At 32.8% G+C, this 15,907-nt stretch carries 12 protein-coding genes; 4 read left to right on the forward strand and 8 right to left on the reverse strand.

Features of this window, described 5'->3' with window-relative positions:
- Positions 1–2,427 carry a phenylalanine--tRNA ligase subunit beta gene (gene pheT / locus Q4487_RS01305; protein WP_303542562.1) on the reverse strand — a complete coding sequence of 809 codons (2,427 nt, stop codon included), beginning with the start codon at positions 2,425–2,427 and terminating at the stop codon, positions 1–3.
- 126 nt (positions 2,428–2,553) lie between these two features.
- Between pheT and Q4487_RS01310 the strand changes: the two genes are divergently transcribed.
- The gene (locus Q4487_RS01310) at positions 2,554–3,792 is read left to right on the forward strand and encodes a peroxiredoxin (protein WP_303542564.1); all 1,239 of its coding nucleotides are present in this window, start codon (positions 2,554–2,556) and stop codon (positions 3,790–3,792) included.
- Here Q4487_RS01310 and leuB read toward each other — a convergent pair.
- Both leuB and Q4487_RS01320 read right to left on the reverse strand, forming a co-directional pair.
- The gene (gene leuB / locus Q4487_RS01315; protein ID WP_100896207.1) at positions 3,785–4,903 is read right to left on the reverse strand and encodes a 3-isopropylmalate dehydrogenase; all 1,119 of its coding nucleotides are present in this window, start codon (positions 4,901–4,903) and stop codon (positions 3,785–3,787) included. The genes Q4487_RS01310 and leuB overlap by 8 nt on opposite strands.
- A gap of 1 nt (position 4,904) precedes the next feature.
- Positions 4,905–6,077 (reverse strand): 2-isopropylmalate synthase, encoded by a 1,173-nt coding sequence (locus tag Q4487_RS01320; RefSeq protein WP_100896206.1) that lies wholly within the window; start codon positions 6,075–6,077, stop codon positions 4,905–4,907.
- Positions 6,078–6,224: 147 nt separating this feature from the next.
- On the opposite strand from Q4487_RS01320, the gene Q4487_RS01325 reads away from it, so the two are divergent.
- A complete protein-coding gene (locus Q4487_RS01325) occupies positions 6,225–7,769 on the forward strand; it encodes a hypothetical protein (RefSeq protein ID WP_100896205.1) in 1,545 nt (514 codons plus the stop codon).
- A 1-nt stretch (position 7,770) separates the two neighbouring features.
- On the opposite strand, the gene Q4487_RS01330 is transcribed toward Q4487_RS01325, so the two are convergent.
- A complete protein-coding gene (locus tag Q4487_RS01330) occupies positions 7,771–8,463 on the reverse strand; it encodes an RluA family pseudouridine synthase (protein WP_303542568.1) in 693 nt (230 codons plus the stop codon).
- A 46-nt stretch (positions 8,464–8,509) separates the two neighbouring features.
- Complete coding sequence (gene panB / locus Q4487_RS01335) at positions 8,510–9,328, reverse strand: 3-methyl-2-oxobutanoate hydroxymethyltransferase (RefSeq protein ID WP_100896203.1); 819 nt, start codon at positions 9,326–9,328, stop codon at positions 8,510–8,512.
- A gap of 111 nt (positions 9,329–9,439) precedes the next feature.
- Between panB and Q4487_RS01340 the strand changes: the two genes are divergently transcribed.
- Entirely contained in the window at positions 9,440–9,895 is a 456-nt protein-coding gene (locus Q4487_RS01340; RefSeq protein WP_336622661.1) for a nuclear transport factor 2 family protein, read from the forward strand.
- Positions 9,896–9,897: 2 nt separating this feature from the next.
- On the opposite strand, the gene Q4487_RS01345 is transcribed toward Q4487_RS01340, so the two are convergent.
- The 3 genes from Q4487_RS01345 to Q4487_RS01355 are packed head-to-tail and all read right to left on the reverse strand — an operon-like array spanning position 9,898 to position 13,694.
- The gene (locus tag Q4487_RS01345) at positions 9,898–10,389 is read right to left on the reverse strand and encodes a hypothetical protein (RefSeq protein ID WP_100896201.1); all 492 of its coding nucleotides are present in this window, start codon (positions 10,387–10,389) and stop codon (positions 9,898–9,900) included.
- 8 nt (positions 10,390–10,397) lie between these two features.
- The gene (locus tag Q4487_RS01350; RefSeq protein WP_303542570.1) at positions 10,398–12,245 is read right to left on the reverse strand and encodes a Xaa-Pro dipeptidyl-peptidase; all 1,848 of its coding nucleotides are present in this window, start codon (positions 12,243–12,245) and stop codon (positions 10,398–10,400) included.
- A gap of 24 nt (positions 12,246–12,269) precedes the next feature.
- Positions 12,270–13,694: an L-serine ammonia-lyase gene (locus Q4487_RS01355; RefSeq protein ID WP_303542572.1), complete on the reverse strand. Its 1,425-nt coding sequence runs from the start codon at positions 13,692–13,694 to the stop codon at positions 12,270–12,272.
- 235 nt (positions 13,695–13,929) lie between these two features.
- Here Q4487_RS01355 and dnaK point away from each other — a divergent pair, with 235 nt between their 5' ends.
- Complete coding sequence (dnaK, locus tag Q4487_RS01360; protein ID WP_100896198.1) at positions 13,930–15,828, forward strand: molecular chaperone DnaK; 1,899 nt, start codon at positions 13,930–13,932, stop codon at positions 15,826–15,828.
- Positions 15,829–15,907: the final 79 nt, after the last annotated feature.

A 15,907-nucleotide genomic window follows, 5' to 3' on the forward strand; every position in this document is an offset into this window, starting at 1 on the left:
CTATCTTAATTCTGCTCCTAACTTTTTCTCGTAGTTGTTTCTAAGCTTAGACATAATTTTATCTATTTGCTTGTCTTTTAATGTGTCTTTATCGTCAGACAGGGTAAAACTTACCGCATAAGATTTTTTACCTTCAGGAAGTTTATCTCCTGTGTACACATCAAATAAATTAACTTCTTTTAAATACTTCTTTTCTGTTTCAAAAGCTATATCATAAAGATCTTTAAAGTTAACTTTTGTATCTAGCAATAAAGCAAAATCTCTTTTTACAGTAGGGTATTTGCTAATTTCTTTAAATACAACTGTATTTTCTGCTGCTAACTTTATAATATTATCCCAGTTAAAATCTGCAAATAATACTTCTTGTTTTATATCAAAATCTGATGTAATAGATGGTTTAATAACACCAAACTCTACAAGAGTAATTTTTTTAGATTTTAATACTAAACCTTCTTGGAAAATATCGTTTTCAACAGGAGAAGAATTTGTTTTAAGTATTCCAAGTTTACTAAAAACAGTTTCTATATAAGATTTTAGGTAAAAGAAATCTGATTTGTTTTGTGTAGCATACCAGTTGTCATCTTCCTGTTTGCCTGTTAAGAATAAAGATAAATGCTTATTTTCTATTCTTTTGTCTAAAAATTTATGGTACGTTTTTCCAAATTCAAAAAACTTTAAGTTTAAGTTTTTTCTGTTTATGTTGTGTGATATTGCTTCTAAGCCGCTAAATAGCATAGATTGTCTTAATGCAGACAAGTCAGAGCTAAGAGGGTTTAGCATAACAACAGAGTTGTCATCCTTTAAGTTTTCAGAGTGTTTATTATAGTCTATAGTTGTTAAGCTATTTGCCATAATTTCATAAAAACCTTGACTAGCCAATTGGTTTCCAATTACGTTTTGTAACTTATAATCTTCAAACCTAGATTTAGAAGCTATAGATGCATTAAGTTTTGTTGTAAAGTTAATGTTGTTATAACCATAAACTCTAAGAATTTCCTCAATAACATCTACTTGTCTTTGTACATCTACACGGTAAAAAGGTATGGCAAGTCCCATTCCAGATTCAGAAACATTTTTTACTTTAATATCCAAAGATGTTAAAATAGATTTTATAGTTTCTCCTGGTATGTTTTGTCCAATTAACTTGTTAATTTTTTCGTAAGTTAAAAATACTTCGTGATCTTCAACTTTTTTAGGATAAAGATCTACAATGTCTGATGTAATATCACCACCAGCAATTTCTTTAATTAATGAAGCTGCTCTGCGTAATGCATATTCTACATTTTGTATGTCTATACCTCTTTCAAATCTAAAAGAAGCATCAGTATTTAAACCGTGTCTTTTGGCACTTTTACGTACAGAAACAGGATTAAAATAAGCACTTTCTAAAAATATAGCAGTAGTATTTTCTGTTACGCCAGAGTCTTTGCCTCCAAAAATACCAGCTATACACAGTGGTTTTTCTTCATCACATATCATTAGATCTTCTTCATGTAGTTCTCTTTCTACATCATCTAAAGTTGTAAATTTTGTGCCAGCAGCAACAGTCTTAACTTCTATTTTGTGACCTTTAACTTTATTAGCATCAAAAGCGTGTAATGGCTGTCCTAACTCATGTAGTACATAGTTGGTAGCATCTACAACGTTGTTTTTAGGAGTTAACCCTATTGATCGTAACCTGTTTTTTAACCAATCAGGAGAATCTTTAACTTCTAAGTTACTTATGGTTACACCGCAATATCTAGGTGCTAAATCTTTATCTAAAACATCTACAGCAACTTTTAATGATCTATTTTCAACATTAAAATTTGTTACAGGAGGTGTAATTAATTCTTTTTTAATCTCTTGCTGAATTAATCCGGCTCTTAAATCTCTTGCAACACCAAAGTGGCTCATTGCATCTGCACGGTTTGGTGTTAAACCAATTTCAAAAACGGTATCTAATTCTATTTCAAAAATTTCAGCACAAGGAGTTCCAGGTTTTAAGTCTTCTGCTAAAACCATAATACCATCATGACCTTTGCCTAAACCAAGTTCGTCTTCAGCACAAATCATTCCGTGGCTTTCTTCACCACGTATTTTTCCCTTTTTAATTTTCCAAGCTTCACCCTCTTCTGTGTAAAGGGTAGTGCCAATAGTAGCAACGGGTACTTTTTGTCCTTTGTCTACATTAGGAGCGCCACAAACTATTTGTACAGGAGCATCTGCGCCTATATCTACAGTAGTTAATTTTAGTTTATCTGCGTTAGGGTGTTTTACGCATGTTAATACGTGCCCAACCACAATACCTTTTAGTCCACCTTTAACACTTTCAAATTCAGAAATGCCTTCTACTTCTAAACCTAAATCTGTTAATAATTCTGCCGTTTTATCAGCTTCCCAATCAATATGTAAAAACTGTTTTAACCAGTTGTAAGATATTTTCATTCTAAAAATTTAAAGCCCCAAAGATAGGACAATGCGTAAAGACATTCAACACATATTTAAACCATTTTCCATTTTTTATTGTAAGCTTTTAGTTTATATTACGATTTTTACAAAAACCACTTTATTATGAAGAAATTAGGGCTGTTAACTATTGTTTTATTTTTTGTTTATTCTTGTTCAACACCTAAAACAGAAAAATTAAAAGAAGGTAAATGGTTGGCTCAACTGCAAGTGCAAGATAATGAGGTGCTACCCTTTATTTTTGCATTAAATTATAACGATAAAAATGTAATTGCAATACAAGTTTTTAATGCAGAGGAAGTAATAGATGTAGATGAAATTAGTATAAAAAACGATTCTATAACGATTAAAATGCCGGTTTTTGAAGGGTATTTAAAAGGAAAATTTACAGCTACAGAAATTAGTGGAAGTTTTATTAAAGAAAGTTTAGATAGGGTAGTGCCGTTTAAAGCTGTTTTTAATAATGATGTAGAACGATTTAAAGTGGATAAAACTCCAAATAAAAATGTTAGTGGAGTTTGGGAGACTATTTTTAGTCCAGAAACAGAAGATAGTTACATTGCTAAAGGTGTTTTTAAACAGAATAATACTAAAGTAACAGGTACTTTTAGAACCACTACGGGTGATTATAGGTATTTAGAGGGGGTTGTAGATGGCGACTCTTTAAAACTTTCTACTTTTGATGGTGCACATGCGTTTTTGTTTACTGGTAAATTAACAGATTCGGTTTTAGAAGGAACTTTTTATTCTGGTAATCATTTTAAAGAACCTTTTTTAGCAAAAAGAAATGAAAGTTATGAGCTGCCTGCAGATACCACACTTACCTATTTAAATGAAGGTTACAAAAAGTTAGATTTTTCTTTTCCTGATGTAAATAACAAGACTGTTTCTTTAAGTGATAAGGTTTATCAAAATAAAGTGGTAATAGTACAAATTATGGGTACTTGGTGTCCTAATTGTTTAGATGAAACAAAGTTTTTAACTCAGTTTTTAAAAGACAATAAAAATGAAGATTTAAAAATAATTTCATTAGCTTTTGAATATGCTAAAACAAAAGAAAGTGCTTTTAATAAAATAAAGCGTTTAAAAGAAAAAATAGGAGTAGAGTATCCTATTTTATTGGCGCAATATGGTAATTCTAGCAAGCAAAAGGCACAACAGAAATTACCAATGTTAAATCATATTTTGTCTTACCCAACAACAATACTAATTGATAGAAGTGGTAATGTGCGTAAAATACACACAGGGTTTGATGGGCCTGCTACAGGAGAAAAATACACAGAATTTAAAACCGATTTTACGCAAACAATAAATAGCTTATTAAAGGAAAAATCTACTAAATAATAGTAGATTTTCCTAAGCCTATGTTTTCGTTGTTTAAGTGTAAATATTCATCTGTATCTACAATGCTGTTAGCAATATAATCGCCAACATAATCTGTTCCTAATGTGCTATCTGGATTTAGATCTGATGTAACAACATTATTAATAATAGCATTTTCTACAGCCATTTGTATGGCTTGTGCTTCTTCATTTAAACCGTGATGTTCTAGTAACATTGCGGCAGATAATATAGCGGCAATTGGATTGGCAATATCCAAGCCCGTTGCCTGAGGAAAAGAACCGTGTATAGGCTCAAACATTGCATTTTCTGCACCTACAGATGCAGAGGCAAGTAAACCAATAGAACCAGTTATAACGCTAGCTTCATCAGAAATAATATCGCCAAACATATTGTTAGTTAAAATAACATCAAACTGTGATGGATTTAATATCATTTGCATAGCAGCATTATCAACAAATAAAAAGTCTAATTCTATTTCAGGATAACTTTCACCTATTCTAGTAACTACTTTACGCCATAATCTAGAAGACTCTAATACATTTGCTTTATCTACAAGTGTTACTTTTTTTCTTCTGTTTTTAGCCGCTTTAAATGCTAAATGAGCAATTCTGCTTATTTCTTTTTCAGAATACTCACAAAGGTCAGATGCAACTGTTCCTTTTTCGTTTAATTTTTTTTCTCCAAAATAGATACCACCAGTTAATTCTCTGTAAATGGTAAAGTCTACTCCAGAAATAATTTCCTTTTTTAGCGGTGATCTGTCTATTAGGCTCTGGTACACATGTACAGGCCTAACATTACTAAACAAGCCTAACTCTTTCCTAAGTTTAAGTAAACCTTGTTCTGGGCGTACTTTAGCATTAGGATCATTATCATATTTAGGAGCGCCAATAGCACCAAATAAAACAGCATCTGAGTTTCTACAGATTTCTAAGGTTTCATCTGGCAACGGATTGCCAGTTTGGTCTATAGCAGTAGCGCCAACTAAGGCAGGGGAAAAGGTGAAATGGTGGTTAAATGTAGTTTCTACAGATTGTAGACATTTAACAGCTTGTGCAAGAACCTCTGGTCCTATACCATCACCGCCAAGAAGAGCTATTTTTAAATTCATATTATACGGTTGTTTCTATTTGTATGTTACAGACACTTATTATTTCATGTATGTCTTCATCTACTACTTCTTTTTTTCTATCAGCAAAATTTAAAAACTCTGTGTAAACCACATCTAATTGTGTTTTAGTAAGTTCGTAACCAATATTTTTAGCTCTGTAAGCTAAAGCGGCTCTACCGCTACGTGCAGTAAGTACTATCGAAGATTCGTTAACGCCAACATCTGCTGGGTCTATAATTTCGTAAGTCTCTCTGTTTTTAATTACGCCGTCTTGGTGTATGCCAGAACTATGTGCAAATGCATTTGCGCCAACAATTGCTTTGTTTGGTTGCACTGGCATTCCCATTTTACTAGATACCATTAAACTAGTATCATAAAGTAGTTTGCTATTAATATCTGTATCTAAATTAAGGTTTGGATGCTGCCTTAATATCATAACTACTTCTTCTAATGAAGTGTTACCAGCGCGTTCTCCAATACCGTTAATAGTACATTCTATTTGTCTTGCGCCATTCATAACACCAGCAATAGAGTTTGCAGTTGCTAAACCTAAATCGTTGTGACAGTGACAAGATAAAATTGCTTTGTGAATGCCTTCTACATTTTCATATAAGTATTTCATTTTAGCACCGTATTCTTCAGGTAAACAATATCCAGTTGTATCTGGTATATTTAATACAGTTGCACCAGCTTTTACAACCTCTGTGCATACTCTTGCTAAAAATTCATTGTCTGTTCTACCTGCATCTTCTGCATAAAACTCTACATCTTCAACAAATGTTTTTGCGTATTTTACAGCAGCCACAGCTCTTTCTATAATTTGATCCTTGTTAGAATTAAATTTGTGCTTTATGTGCGAGTCAGATGTTCCAATACCAGTATGTATTCTTGGTCTTTTAGCGTATTTTACAGCCTCTGCAGCAACTTCTATATCTTTTTTTACAGCTCTAGTTAAACCACAAACTGTTGCATTTTTAACTAATTTAGATATTTCCATTACAGAATTAAAATCTCCTGGGCTAGATATTGGGAAACCAGCTTCTATTACATCTACCCCTAATAAGTCTAAACGCTCTGCTATTATTAGCTTTTGCTTAGCGTCTAACTTACATCCTGGGACTTGCTCTCCGTCTCTTAGTGTGGTGTCAAATATTTGAACTTTATCTTTACTCATTTTATTTTATTTAATTTTGGGCTGCTATACGAATATATAGTCCTTTATTATTAATATTGAATCAGCAAAAAAACATTTACAACGTTTAAGTGCTTTTTTGAAATATTAATTAATTGATAATCAGTTATTTAAATTCATTTTTTTACGATGACAACTCCTCATAAAGATGCCTTGTTTGTATTGGTAAAGTCACTTTCTAAGTCAGAAAAGCGACAGTTTAAATTGTATGTAGGACGCTTAGGGGTTAATACAGATGCCAAGTTTTTATCTCTTTTTAATCTTTTAGATAAAGCAAAAACCTATAGCGAAAAAGTTATTTTAGATAGTGGTATTGTGAAAAAAGCACAGCTATCTAACTTAAAAGCACACCTATATAAGCAAATTCTTGTTAGTCTTAGATTAAATCCAGTTAATCAAAATATCCGTGTTCAAATTAGAGAGCAGTTAGATTTTGCTACTATTTTATATCAAAAGGGATTATATAAACAGAGTTTAAAACTTTTAGATAAAGTAAAAGGTATAGCTATAGAAAACGAGGAAAAAAATATAGCTTATGAAATAGTAGAGTTAGAAAAAGTAATTGAAACTCAATATATAACGCGTAGTATTCCTGACAGGGCTAATGAGTTGGCTGTACAAGCTAAAGAGTTGTCTGCGCATAATGTAATGACAAGTAAACTTAGCAACTTGTCTTTGCAGTTGTATGGTATGATGTTAAAAGTAGGGTATGTACGTAGTGATGAAGACTTAAAAAAAGTAAAAACCTACTTTAATGATCATTTGCCAATTTACAATATTGAAGATTTAGGTTTTAGAGAAAAACTATGGTTATACAAGGCATATTTATGGTATAGTTTTTTAATACAGGATTTTTTATCTTGTTACAAATACGCTAATAAATGGGTAGATCTTTTTTATGAAAATAAGGATATGATTTACTTAAATCCAGTATTCTTTTTAAAAGGAAACCATTATTTACTAGAATCTTTATTTTACGTAAAGTATAGTACTCAATTTAAAGCTACATTAACAAAAATGGAAGCAATGATAGAGAGTAAAAGTTTTCCTAAAAATGATAATATTTCTTCGCTGGCTTTCTTGTATTTAAATTCTAACAAACTAAATCAGCACTTTTTAGAAGGTACTTTTGAAAAAGGTTTATACTTGGTACGTATTGTAGAATATGGTATTAATAAGCATAAAGACCGTATAGATGAGCATCATATAATGTTGCTTTATTACAAGTGTGCTTGTTTGTATTTTGGTGTTGGTGATAATAAATTATGTATACAGTATTTAAAGAAAATTATAAATAATAAAAACTTAAAAATGAGAGAAGATCTTATGTGTTTTTCTCGTGTTTTAAGTCTGGTTGCACATTATGAAGCAGGTATGGATTACCATTTAGAGGTACAGTTAAAAAGTACTTATAAATTCTTAATTAAGATGAATGATATGCACGCTGTACAAAAGGAGATGATAAAGTTTTTAAGAAACTTACGAGACATTTACCCAACAGATTTGCGTAACGAGTTTAAAAAATTGCATACCGAGTTAAAAAAGTATGAGAATCATCCATACGAGAAAAGAGCCTTTTTATATTTAGATATTATCTCTTGGTTAGAGAGTCATTTATACAATAAACCTGTTGGTGAAATTGTACGCGAAAAAGCTAAAAAATTAACAAGGTAAACTAAGAGCAAGCATCCCAAATAGGATCTTTAGGTAAAGGAGCTATAATTTCTAATGGCTCCTTTTTAACTGGGTGAGTAAAAGATAATTTACGAGCGTGTAGATGTATACCTCCATCAGAATTACTGCGGTTAAATCCGTATTTTAAATCGCCTTTAATGGGACAACCAATACCAGATAATTGAGATCTAATTTGATGGTGTCTTCCGGTTTGTAAATTTATTTCTAATAGGTAATAATTGTCTAGCTTTTTAAGAATTGAGTAATCTAAAATTGCTTTTTTACTATCTGGAACTTCCTTTATATTGGCGTAAGATTTATTTTGTTTTGTATTTCTTTTAAGCCAATTTACAAGTGTATCTTTTTGCTTTTTAGGCTGCTGTTTAACAACAGCCCAATAAGTTTTTTTAGCATCTTTTTCTGCAAAAAGCTTGTTTAAACGAGGTAGTGCCTTAGATGTTTTTGCAAAGACTACAATACCAGTAGTTGGCCTGTCTAATCTATGCGCTACACCAAGATATACATTGCCTGGTTTGTTATATTTTTCTTTAATATAAGCTTTTACAATATCGCTTAAAGGAGCATCACCAGTTTTGTCTCCTTGTACTATATCACCAACACGTTTATTAATAGCAATAAGGTGATTGTCTTCATATAATACCTGAAGATTTTGAGGAGTAGAAACGGTTTTCATTTAAAATATATTCTAAAAAGAGCTATTGATAATTTGTATTAACTACTTAGTATTGTTCCTCTTCATTAGGGAAATCCTTAGTTTTTACGTCATCTACGTATTGCGAAATAGCAGAACCCATTTCTTCATATAAGTTCATATAACGTCTTAAAAAGCGAGGGTTAAATTCCTTTGTCATACCTAAAAGATCGTGTATAACCAATACTTGTCCGTCTACATCACCACCAGCACCAATACCAATAACTGGTATTGTTAAGCTTGCAGCTACTTCCTTGGCAAGGTTAGCAGGTATTTTTTCTAAAACAATAGCAAAGCATCCTAATTTTTGCAACAATAAGGCATCTTCTTTAAGTTTTTTAGCTTCAGCCTCTTCTTTAGCTCTTACGGTATAAGTACCAAATTTATAGATAGATTGTGGCGTTAATCCTAAATGCCCCATAACAGGTATTCCGGCATTGAGTATACGTTTTACAGAATCTTTAATTTCTATACCACCTTCTACTTTTATAGCGTGTGCGCCACTTTCCTTCATAATACGTATTGCAGAACGTAGAGCCTCTTTAGGGTCACTTTGGTAACTACCAAAAGGAATGTCCACAACAACCAAACATCTGTTTATAGCTCGTATTACTGAAGATGCGTGGTAAATCATCTGGTCTAGAGTAATAGGTAATGTAGTCTCATGACCAGCCATTACATTACTAGCAGAATCACCAACCAAAATTACATCTACATTGGCATCGTCTATAATCTTAGCCATAGAGTAATCATAAGCAGTAAGCATAGAGATACGTTCTCCGTTTTTTTTCATATCTATGAGCGACTTTACAGTAACTCTCTTGTATTCTTTTTTGGCAACTGACATTGTAAGTTTATTTAGTTTAGATGGTCTAAAATTATGAAAAAAGATTAAGAATTATGGCGTTTATCAAACTTAAGAATGTGATATATTTTTTATAAATTGATAAAAATTAATATGATGAAAAATATTTTACTCGTATTTACAATCTTATTTAGCGTTTTTGTATCTGCACAAGCTAATGAAGTTGATGTTAAAAATACAATAAACTTGTTTTTTGATGCTTTTCATAAGCAAGATTCTGTGCAATTAAAAGCGCTAACTACTAGCACTGTTATATTACAAACTATAGGGGTAGATAAAGATGGTAATACAGTTGTGAAAACAGAGAATTATTCAGATTTTATAAAAAACATTGTAAGCATACCTAAAGAAGTAAATTTTAGAGAAAAGCTAATTTCTTACAGTATCAAGGTAGATGGAGATATGGCAAATGCTTGGACAGAGTATGAATTTTGGTTAAATGGAAAATTTAGTCACTGTGGTGTAAATTCTTTTCAATTATTTAAGAATAATGGTAAGTGGAAAATTATTTATCTAATAGATACAAGACGTAAAAAAGGGTGTAATTAATGTTAAGTTATTACATCATTTTCTCTTTTAAACTGTTCCTTTTGTTCTCCTTTAAGTTGTAGTTGTTTTTCTATTTTACCTTTTGTTGGCCTTAAAAATAAAAAGTAAATAATAACAGCGATAGTAATAAATAAGTAAAATAAATTACTGTTGTATAAAGCAAAAAGCAAACTAATAAAGGCAGCACCTTCTATAAAAGCATATTTGGTTAATAATGCAGATTGATAAACCTCTAGTTTCTGTTTTAAAGATTTTTTTCCTAAAACGGGTTCAATTTTCTTTTTAAAAATGTAATTACCTAAAAAAATGCCTGTAATGGCAACAAGAGGAGTAATTACAATATGTATACTACTTACAGGAATACTATATGTCCATTTTTCTTGCTGAAAATATAATATTGCTGTAAATAGTATTAGTCCGCCAGAAAAAGCAATGTGCATAACAGACATTACTTTTAAAAAACCTTTAAATGTAAGCGAATTTCTATCTTCCATAGTTGTTATTAGTTTACCGCTTTTTTGTATGCTTCTTGTCCGCCTACAATTGGTAAAGTAATTTTTGTGTTATTAGTGTCTACAGATAATTCTGTTCCAGGTTTAGGTAAAATAGTAAATTGATTATCGCTAGAAAACACAACTAATCCTATCTGCTGTCCTGCTTTTATTATTTGGTCATCTGGCTGAAAATTAAATGTCATAGTATAAAATTTACCAGGTTTTAAAGGCTTGCTCTCAGAAATAGATTTGTGATTTTGAGGATCTGCCCAAGCACGAGTAATAATATTATCTGTAATAACAGCACCTTCAGTTGTGTTCCAAGGTAAAGAAACTAAAGCTACAGATAAGTTTGCAGCAGGTTTACTACTTGCAAGTTTTATGGTAATAGATGCTAATCCGGAAATATGAACATCATTTGTTAGTGTAGGTGTAGTAAATACTAACCTGTTTTTTGATGAAGCAGCTTGTGCTAAATCTTCCATAGCAATGTTATGGTCATCTATTAAAGTTTCTGGAGCTTGCTTTTTTGTAGGCTCTAAAACTAATTTTCCTTGCGTAGGAGCTCCGTTTTTTAAATACAGAGTAATGTCAGAAGCATTATGATTAGGGTATGCATCATAGGGAGTAGGGTTGTCTTGAGTATCATGTTCACGAACAATCCACGCTTTTTTGTCATTTTCTACACCATTTTTTACACCGTGTAAATAACGTGTAAACCAACGGTTCATTATTTTTATTGGTGGTGGTCCGCCGTGTCCGTTTTGGTGGTAGTATATTTGCGTAGGCAAGCCTTTTTCTGTGGCAGCTTTATAAATACGGTAGCTATGTTCTGGTATAACATTCCAGTCGTTAAAGCCATGAGACATTAATAAAGCAGCTTTCATAGGAGCCATTTTATTTAGGTAGTCTCTACCAGCCCAAAAATCATTAAAATCTCCAGTTTCCCTATCCATACCATTTCTAAGCTCTGTGTCTCTAATGGTTTTATTATTGTAAGCACGTTTTTCAGGGGCTCCACTGTGTATAAAATCATACAAAACATCTATGTCTTCACCCAAGTAACCTCCAGGACTTCTAACCAAACCATTAGAACGATAATAGTGGTATGATGATGTGTTTGGCGCAATAGGTATTATAGCCTCTAAACCAGCTACACCAGTAGTTGCAGCAGCAAGCGGAATTGTCCCATTGTATGATGTTCCTGTCATACCTACTTTACCAGTAGACCAAAAAGCTTTAACCTCTTCGCTATTATCTGGAGATGCGTAGCCTTTAGCACGTCCGCAAAGCCAATCTATAACTGCTTTTGGGGCAAGAGCTTCATTTGGGCCACCAACTGTTGGCGCACCTTGAGAAAAACCTGTTCCAGGAGCAGATGTATGTACAACTATATATCCTCTAGGAACCCATTTTTGTATATGTGAGTTAGATATTATTGGGCGTTGTCCTCTACGTTTTACTTCTGGGTGAGAACGTTCTGGTGCTTTTTCTCCAAGTTCATGCTTTACATTCCAAAATAAACCTTCTTCAGCGCCAGTAGCTGTGCCTGCGTAATACGGACTAGAGCACAATATAACTGGTAGTTTTAAATCTTCAGTAGAAGTTTGCTCTGGTCTAGTAACGCTAACGTGCATGCGATCTAATTTGCCATCGCCATCAGTATCAAAAGTAGTCTCTACAAATAAATCGTGTCTTATCCATTTATCAGGATTGCTAAAACCTTCTACAATTTGTGCTTCACCATCTTTAAATACGGGGACGGTTTTTTCAGTTTGCGCAATTCCGACTACAGATACTAAAAAAAATAAAAATTTAGATACACTGTTTATCTTGCGTTGTATTGTAGTTTTCATAACAATCAATTTTTAATTTATTATTTAACAATCACTTAAAAATACACCAACAGCTAAACCGCCTGTAGATGTTTCTTTGTATTTAGAATTCATATCCTTTGCGGTTTCCCACATAGTGTTAATTACCTTGTCTATTGGGACCTTAGCGTTTGCAGGGTCAGAATCTAATGCTAATTCTGCAGCATTTATAGCTTTAATAGCTCCCATAGAGTTACGTTCTATACACGGTACTTGTACCAAACCACCAATAGGGTCACAAGTTAAGCCTAAATGGTGTTCCATAGCAATTTCTGCGGCCATTAAAACCTGTTCTGGGGTACCACCAAGTAATTCGGTTAAAGCACCAGCTGCCATTGCAGATGACACTCCAATTTCTGCTTGGCAACCGCCCATAGCAGCAGAAATAGTAGCTCCTTTTTTAAATAAACTACCAATTTCACCAGCAACTAGTAAAAACTTTTTAATGTGATTAAAATCTGCTTCGTGATTTTCTATTACCATATAATACATTAATACCGCAGGTATAACACCAGCGCTACCATTAGTTGGTGCAGTAACAACACGGCCAAGAGATGCGTTAACTTCATTTACACTTAATGCAAAACAACTAACCCATTTTAATATTTGTCTAAACTTAACTTCGGTTTTACGTATGGTTTGTAGCCATTCTTCAGGAGAGTTATAAGGTAGTTCTCCTTTAAGTTTTTCGTGCATATCAAAAGCACGTCTACGTACATTTAATCCGCCAGGTAAAGTACCTTGAGTATGGCAGCCAATATGCATACACTCTAACATTGTCTCCCAAACAGCTTTTAAATCGGTATCTACTTGTTCCGGTGTACGTAATGATAGCTCGTTCTCTAAAACAATTTCAGATATTGTTTTGTTACCAGCTTTACAATGCTCTAATAAAGCAACACCAGAATTTACTGGATGCGGAAAAGTTTTAAATACTTGTATGTTTTCTTTGGCGTGTACTCTTTCTTCTTTTACAACAAAACCACCACCAATAGAGTAAAAAGTGTCTTCATAAGTACTACCATTGTCCAAAGTGGCAGAAAATTTAATACCATTTGCATGAAATGGCAAAGATGTTTTTAAAAAAACAATATGTTCTGTAATATTATATGTAATGGCATATTTGCCAAGAAGCAATAATTTGCTGGTTTCTTTTATAGTATTTATAATAGTCCCTATATTCTGCACTTGCATATTTACGGGGTCTTCACCAGAAAGGCCTAGCATTACGGCTAAATCTGTTGCGTGACCTTTACCAGTTAAGGATAAAGAACCATACAATTCTGTGTGTATAGTTTTAACACTATTTATAGAGTGAATCTCTTGTAGTTCTTGCAGAAAACGCTCTGCAGCTCTCCAAGGTCCAAGTGTGTGCGAACTAGATGGTCCCACACCAATTTTAAGCATATCAAAAACACTGATACATTCCATTTACGAAAACGTTTTATTACTGCGGACAAATATACATTTTGGAATCATATATTAAACCTTTTTGTGGTATTTGTTTATTTATAGTGGTTGTGTGTCATCAGCCAAAATAAAAGTATTAAAATAAAATGAAAAATGTGTACTGCCACCTTGTCATATTTTGTTTGCTTGGCATATTGTTTGTCATTGTATTATCAAAATTAAAAAATATAAACGCTAATTATTTAAGTAATATAATATGAGTAAAATTATTGGTATAGATTTAGGAACAACCAATTCTTGTGTTTCTGTAATGGAAGGAAATGAAGCGGTTGTGATTCCAAATGCAGAGGGTAAAAGAACAACACCATCTGTGATTGCATTTGTAGAAGGTGGAGAAATTAAGGTTGGTGACCCTGCTAAAAGGCAAGCGGTTACAAATCCTACTAAAACCATATATTCTATTAAACGTTTTATGGGTAACAAATACTCTGAGTCTAATAAAGAAGCAGATAGAGTACCTTATAACGTAGTAAAGGGAGATAACGATACACCTAGAGTTGATATAGATGGTCGTTTATATTCTCCACAAGAATTATCTGCAATGATTCTTCAGAAAATGAAGAAAACAGCAGAGGATTACTTAGGACAAGATGTTTCTAGAGCTGTAATTACAGTTCCTGCATACTTTAATGATGCGCAAAGACAAGCTACAAAAGAAGCTGGTGAAATTGCTGGTTTAACAGTAGAGCGTATTATTAACGAACCTACTGCTGCTTCTTTAGCATACGGTATGGATAAAAAAGATACTGACCAGAAAATAGTAGTATTTGATTTTGGTGGTGGTACACATGATGTATCTATATTAGAATTAGGTGATGGTGTTTTTGAAGTATTATCTACAGACGGAGATACACACTTAGGTGGTGATGATGTTGACCAAAAAATTATTGATTGGTTAGCTGATGAATTTAAAAGCGAAGAAAGCATAGACTTACGTGAAGATGCTATGGCATTACAACGTTTACGTGAAGCTGCTGAAAAAGCTAAAATTGAATTGTCTTCTTCTGCACAAACAGAAATTAATTTACCATACGTAACAGCTACGGCTTCTGGTCCTAAGCACTTGGTACGTACGTTAACGTTAGCTAAATTTAATCAGTTAATTGATGATTTAGTAAAAAGAACAATAGCTCCTTGTGAGTCTGCATTAAAATCTGCAGGTTTATCTAAGAGTGATATTGATGAGATTATTTTAGTAGGTGGTTCTACACGTATTCCTGCAGTAGTAGAAGCTGTTGAGAAATTCTTTGGTAAAAAACCATCAAAAGGTGTTAACCCAGATGAGGTTGTTGCAGTAGGTGCAGCTATACAAGGTGGTGTATTAACTGGTGATGTTAAAGATGTATTATTATTAGATGTTACACCATTATCTTTAGGTATAGAAACTATGGGTAGTGTAATGACTAAGTTAATTGAAGCTAACACTACAATACCAACTAAAAAGTCTCAAGTATTCTCTACGGCAGCAGACAATCAGCCATCTGTAGAAATACACGTTTTACAAGGTGAGCGCCCAATGGCTAATGATAACAAGACAATAGGTCGTTTTCATTTAGATGGTATTCCACCAGCACAGAGAGGTACTCCACAAATTGAAGTAACTTTTGATATTGATGCTAACGGTATTATTAAAGTATCTGCTACAGATAAAGCGACTAACAAGACGCAAGACATTAGAATTGAAGCTTCTTCTGGTTTAACTGAAGAAGAAATCAAGAAAATGAAAGCTGAAGCTGAAGCTAATGCAGAAGCAGATAAGAAAGCTAAAGAAACTGCTGATAAATTAAATGAAGCAGACGGAATGATTTTCCAAACGGAAAAGCAATTAAAAGAGTTTGGAGATAAAATCTCTGATAACAATAAGAAACCAGTAGAAGAAGCTTTAGAAGAATTGAAAAAAGCTTACGAAACTAAAGACTTAGCAGTTATTACTCCGGCTTTAGATAAAATTAATGAAGCTTGGAAAGGTGCTTCTGAAGAAATGTACAAAGCCCAAGCAGAAGCTCAAGGCGGTGCAGCTCCAGGACCAGATGCTGGTGCAGAAGCAAAAGAAGGTGATGATGTAGAAGATGTAGACTTTGAAGAAGTAAAGTAACATTTTTAACTTACCATATAAAAACCCACTAAATTAATTTTTAGTGGGTTTTTTAGTAATTAAAAGTAATGTTTTACCT

The organism is Cellulophaga sp. 3_MG-2023, assembly GCF_030546975.1.
Classification (GTDB): Bacteria; Bacteroidota; Bacteroidia; order Flavobacteriales; family Flavobacteriaceae; genus Cellulophaga.

Coding starts and splice junctions, on each gene's coding strand:
- pheT (WP_303542562.1), bottom strand. CDS start 2,427: ATGAAAATATCTTACAACTGGTTAAAACAGTTTTTACATATTGATTGG.
- Q4487_RS01310 (WP_303542564.1), top strand. CDS start 2,554: ATGAAGAAATTAGGGCTGTTAACTATTGTTTTATTTTTTGTTTATTCT.
- leuB (WP_100896207.1), bottom strand. CDS start 4,903: ATGAATTTAAAAATAGCTCTTCTTGGCGGTGATGGTATAGGACCAGAG.
- Q4487_RS01320 (WP_100896206.1), bottom strand. CDS start 6,077: ATGAGTAAAGATAAAGTTCAAATATTTGACACCACACTAAGAGACGGA.
- Q4487_RS01325 (WP_100896205.1), top strand. CDS start 6,225: ATGACAACTCCTCATAAAGATGCCTTGTTTGTATTGGTAAAGTCACTT.
- Q4487_RS01330 (WP_303542568.1), bottom strand. CDS start 8,463: ATGAAAACCGTTTCTACTCCTCAAAATCTTCAGGTATTATATGAAGAC.
- panB (WP_100896203.1), bottom strand. CDS start 9,328: ATGTCAGTTGCCAAAAAAGAATACAAGAGAGTTACTGTAAAGTCGCTC.
- Q4487_RS01340 (WP_336622661.1), top strand. CDS start 9,440: ATGATGAAAAATATTTTACTCGTATTTACAATCTTATTTAGCGTTTTT.
- Q4487_RS01345 (WP_100896201.1), bottom strand. CDS start 10,389: ATGGAAGATAGAAATTCGCTTACATTTAAAGGTTTTTTAAAAGTAATG.
- Q4487_RS01350 (WP_303542570.1), bottom strand. CDS start 12,245: ATGAAAACTACAATACAACGCAAGATAAACAGTGTATCTAAATTTTTA.
- Q4487_RS01355 (WP_303542572.1), bottom strand. CDS start 13,694: ATGGAATGTATCAGTGTTTTTGATATGCTTAAAATTGGTGTGGGACCA.
- dnaK (WP_100896198.1), top strand. CDS start 13,930: ATGAGTAAAATTATTGGTATAGATTTAGGAACAACCAATTCTTGTGTT.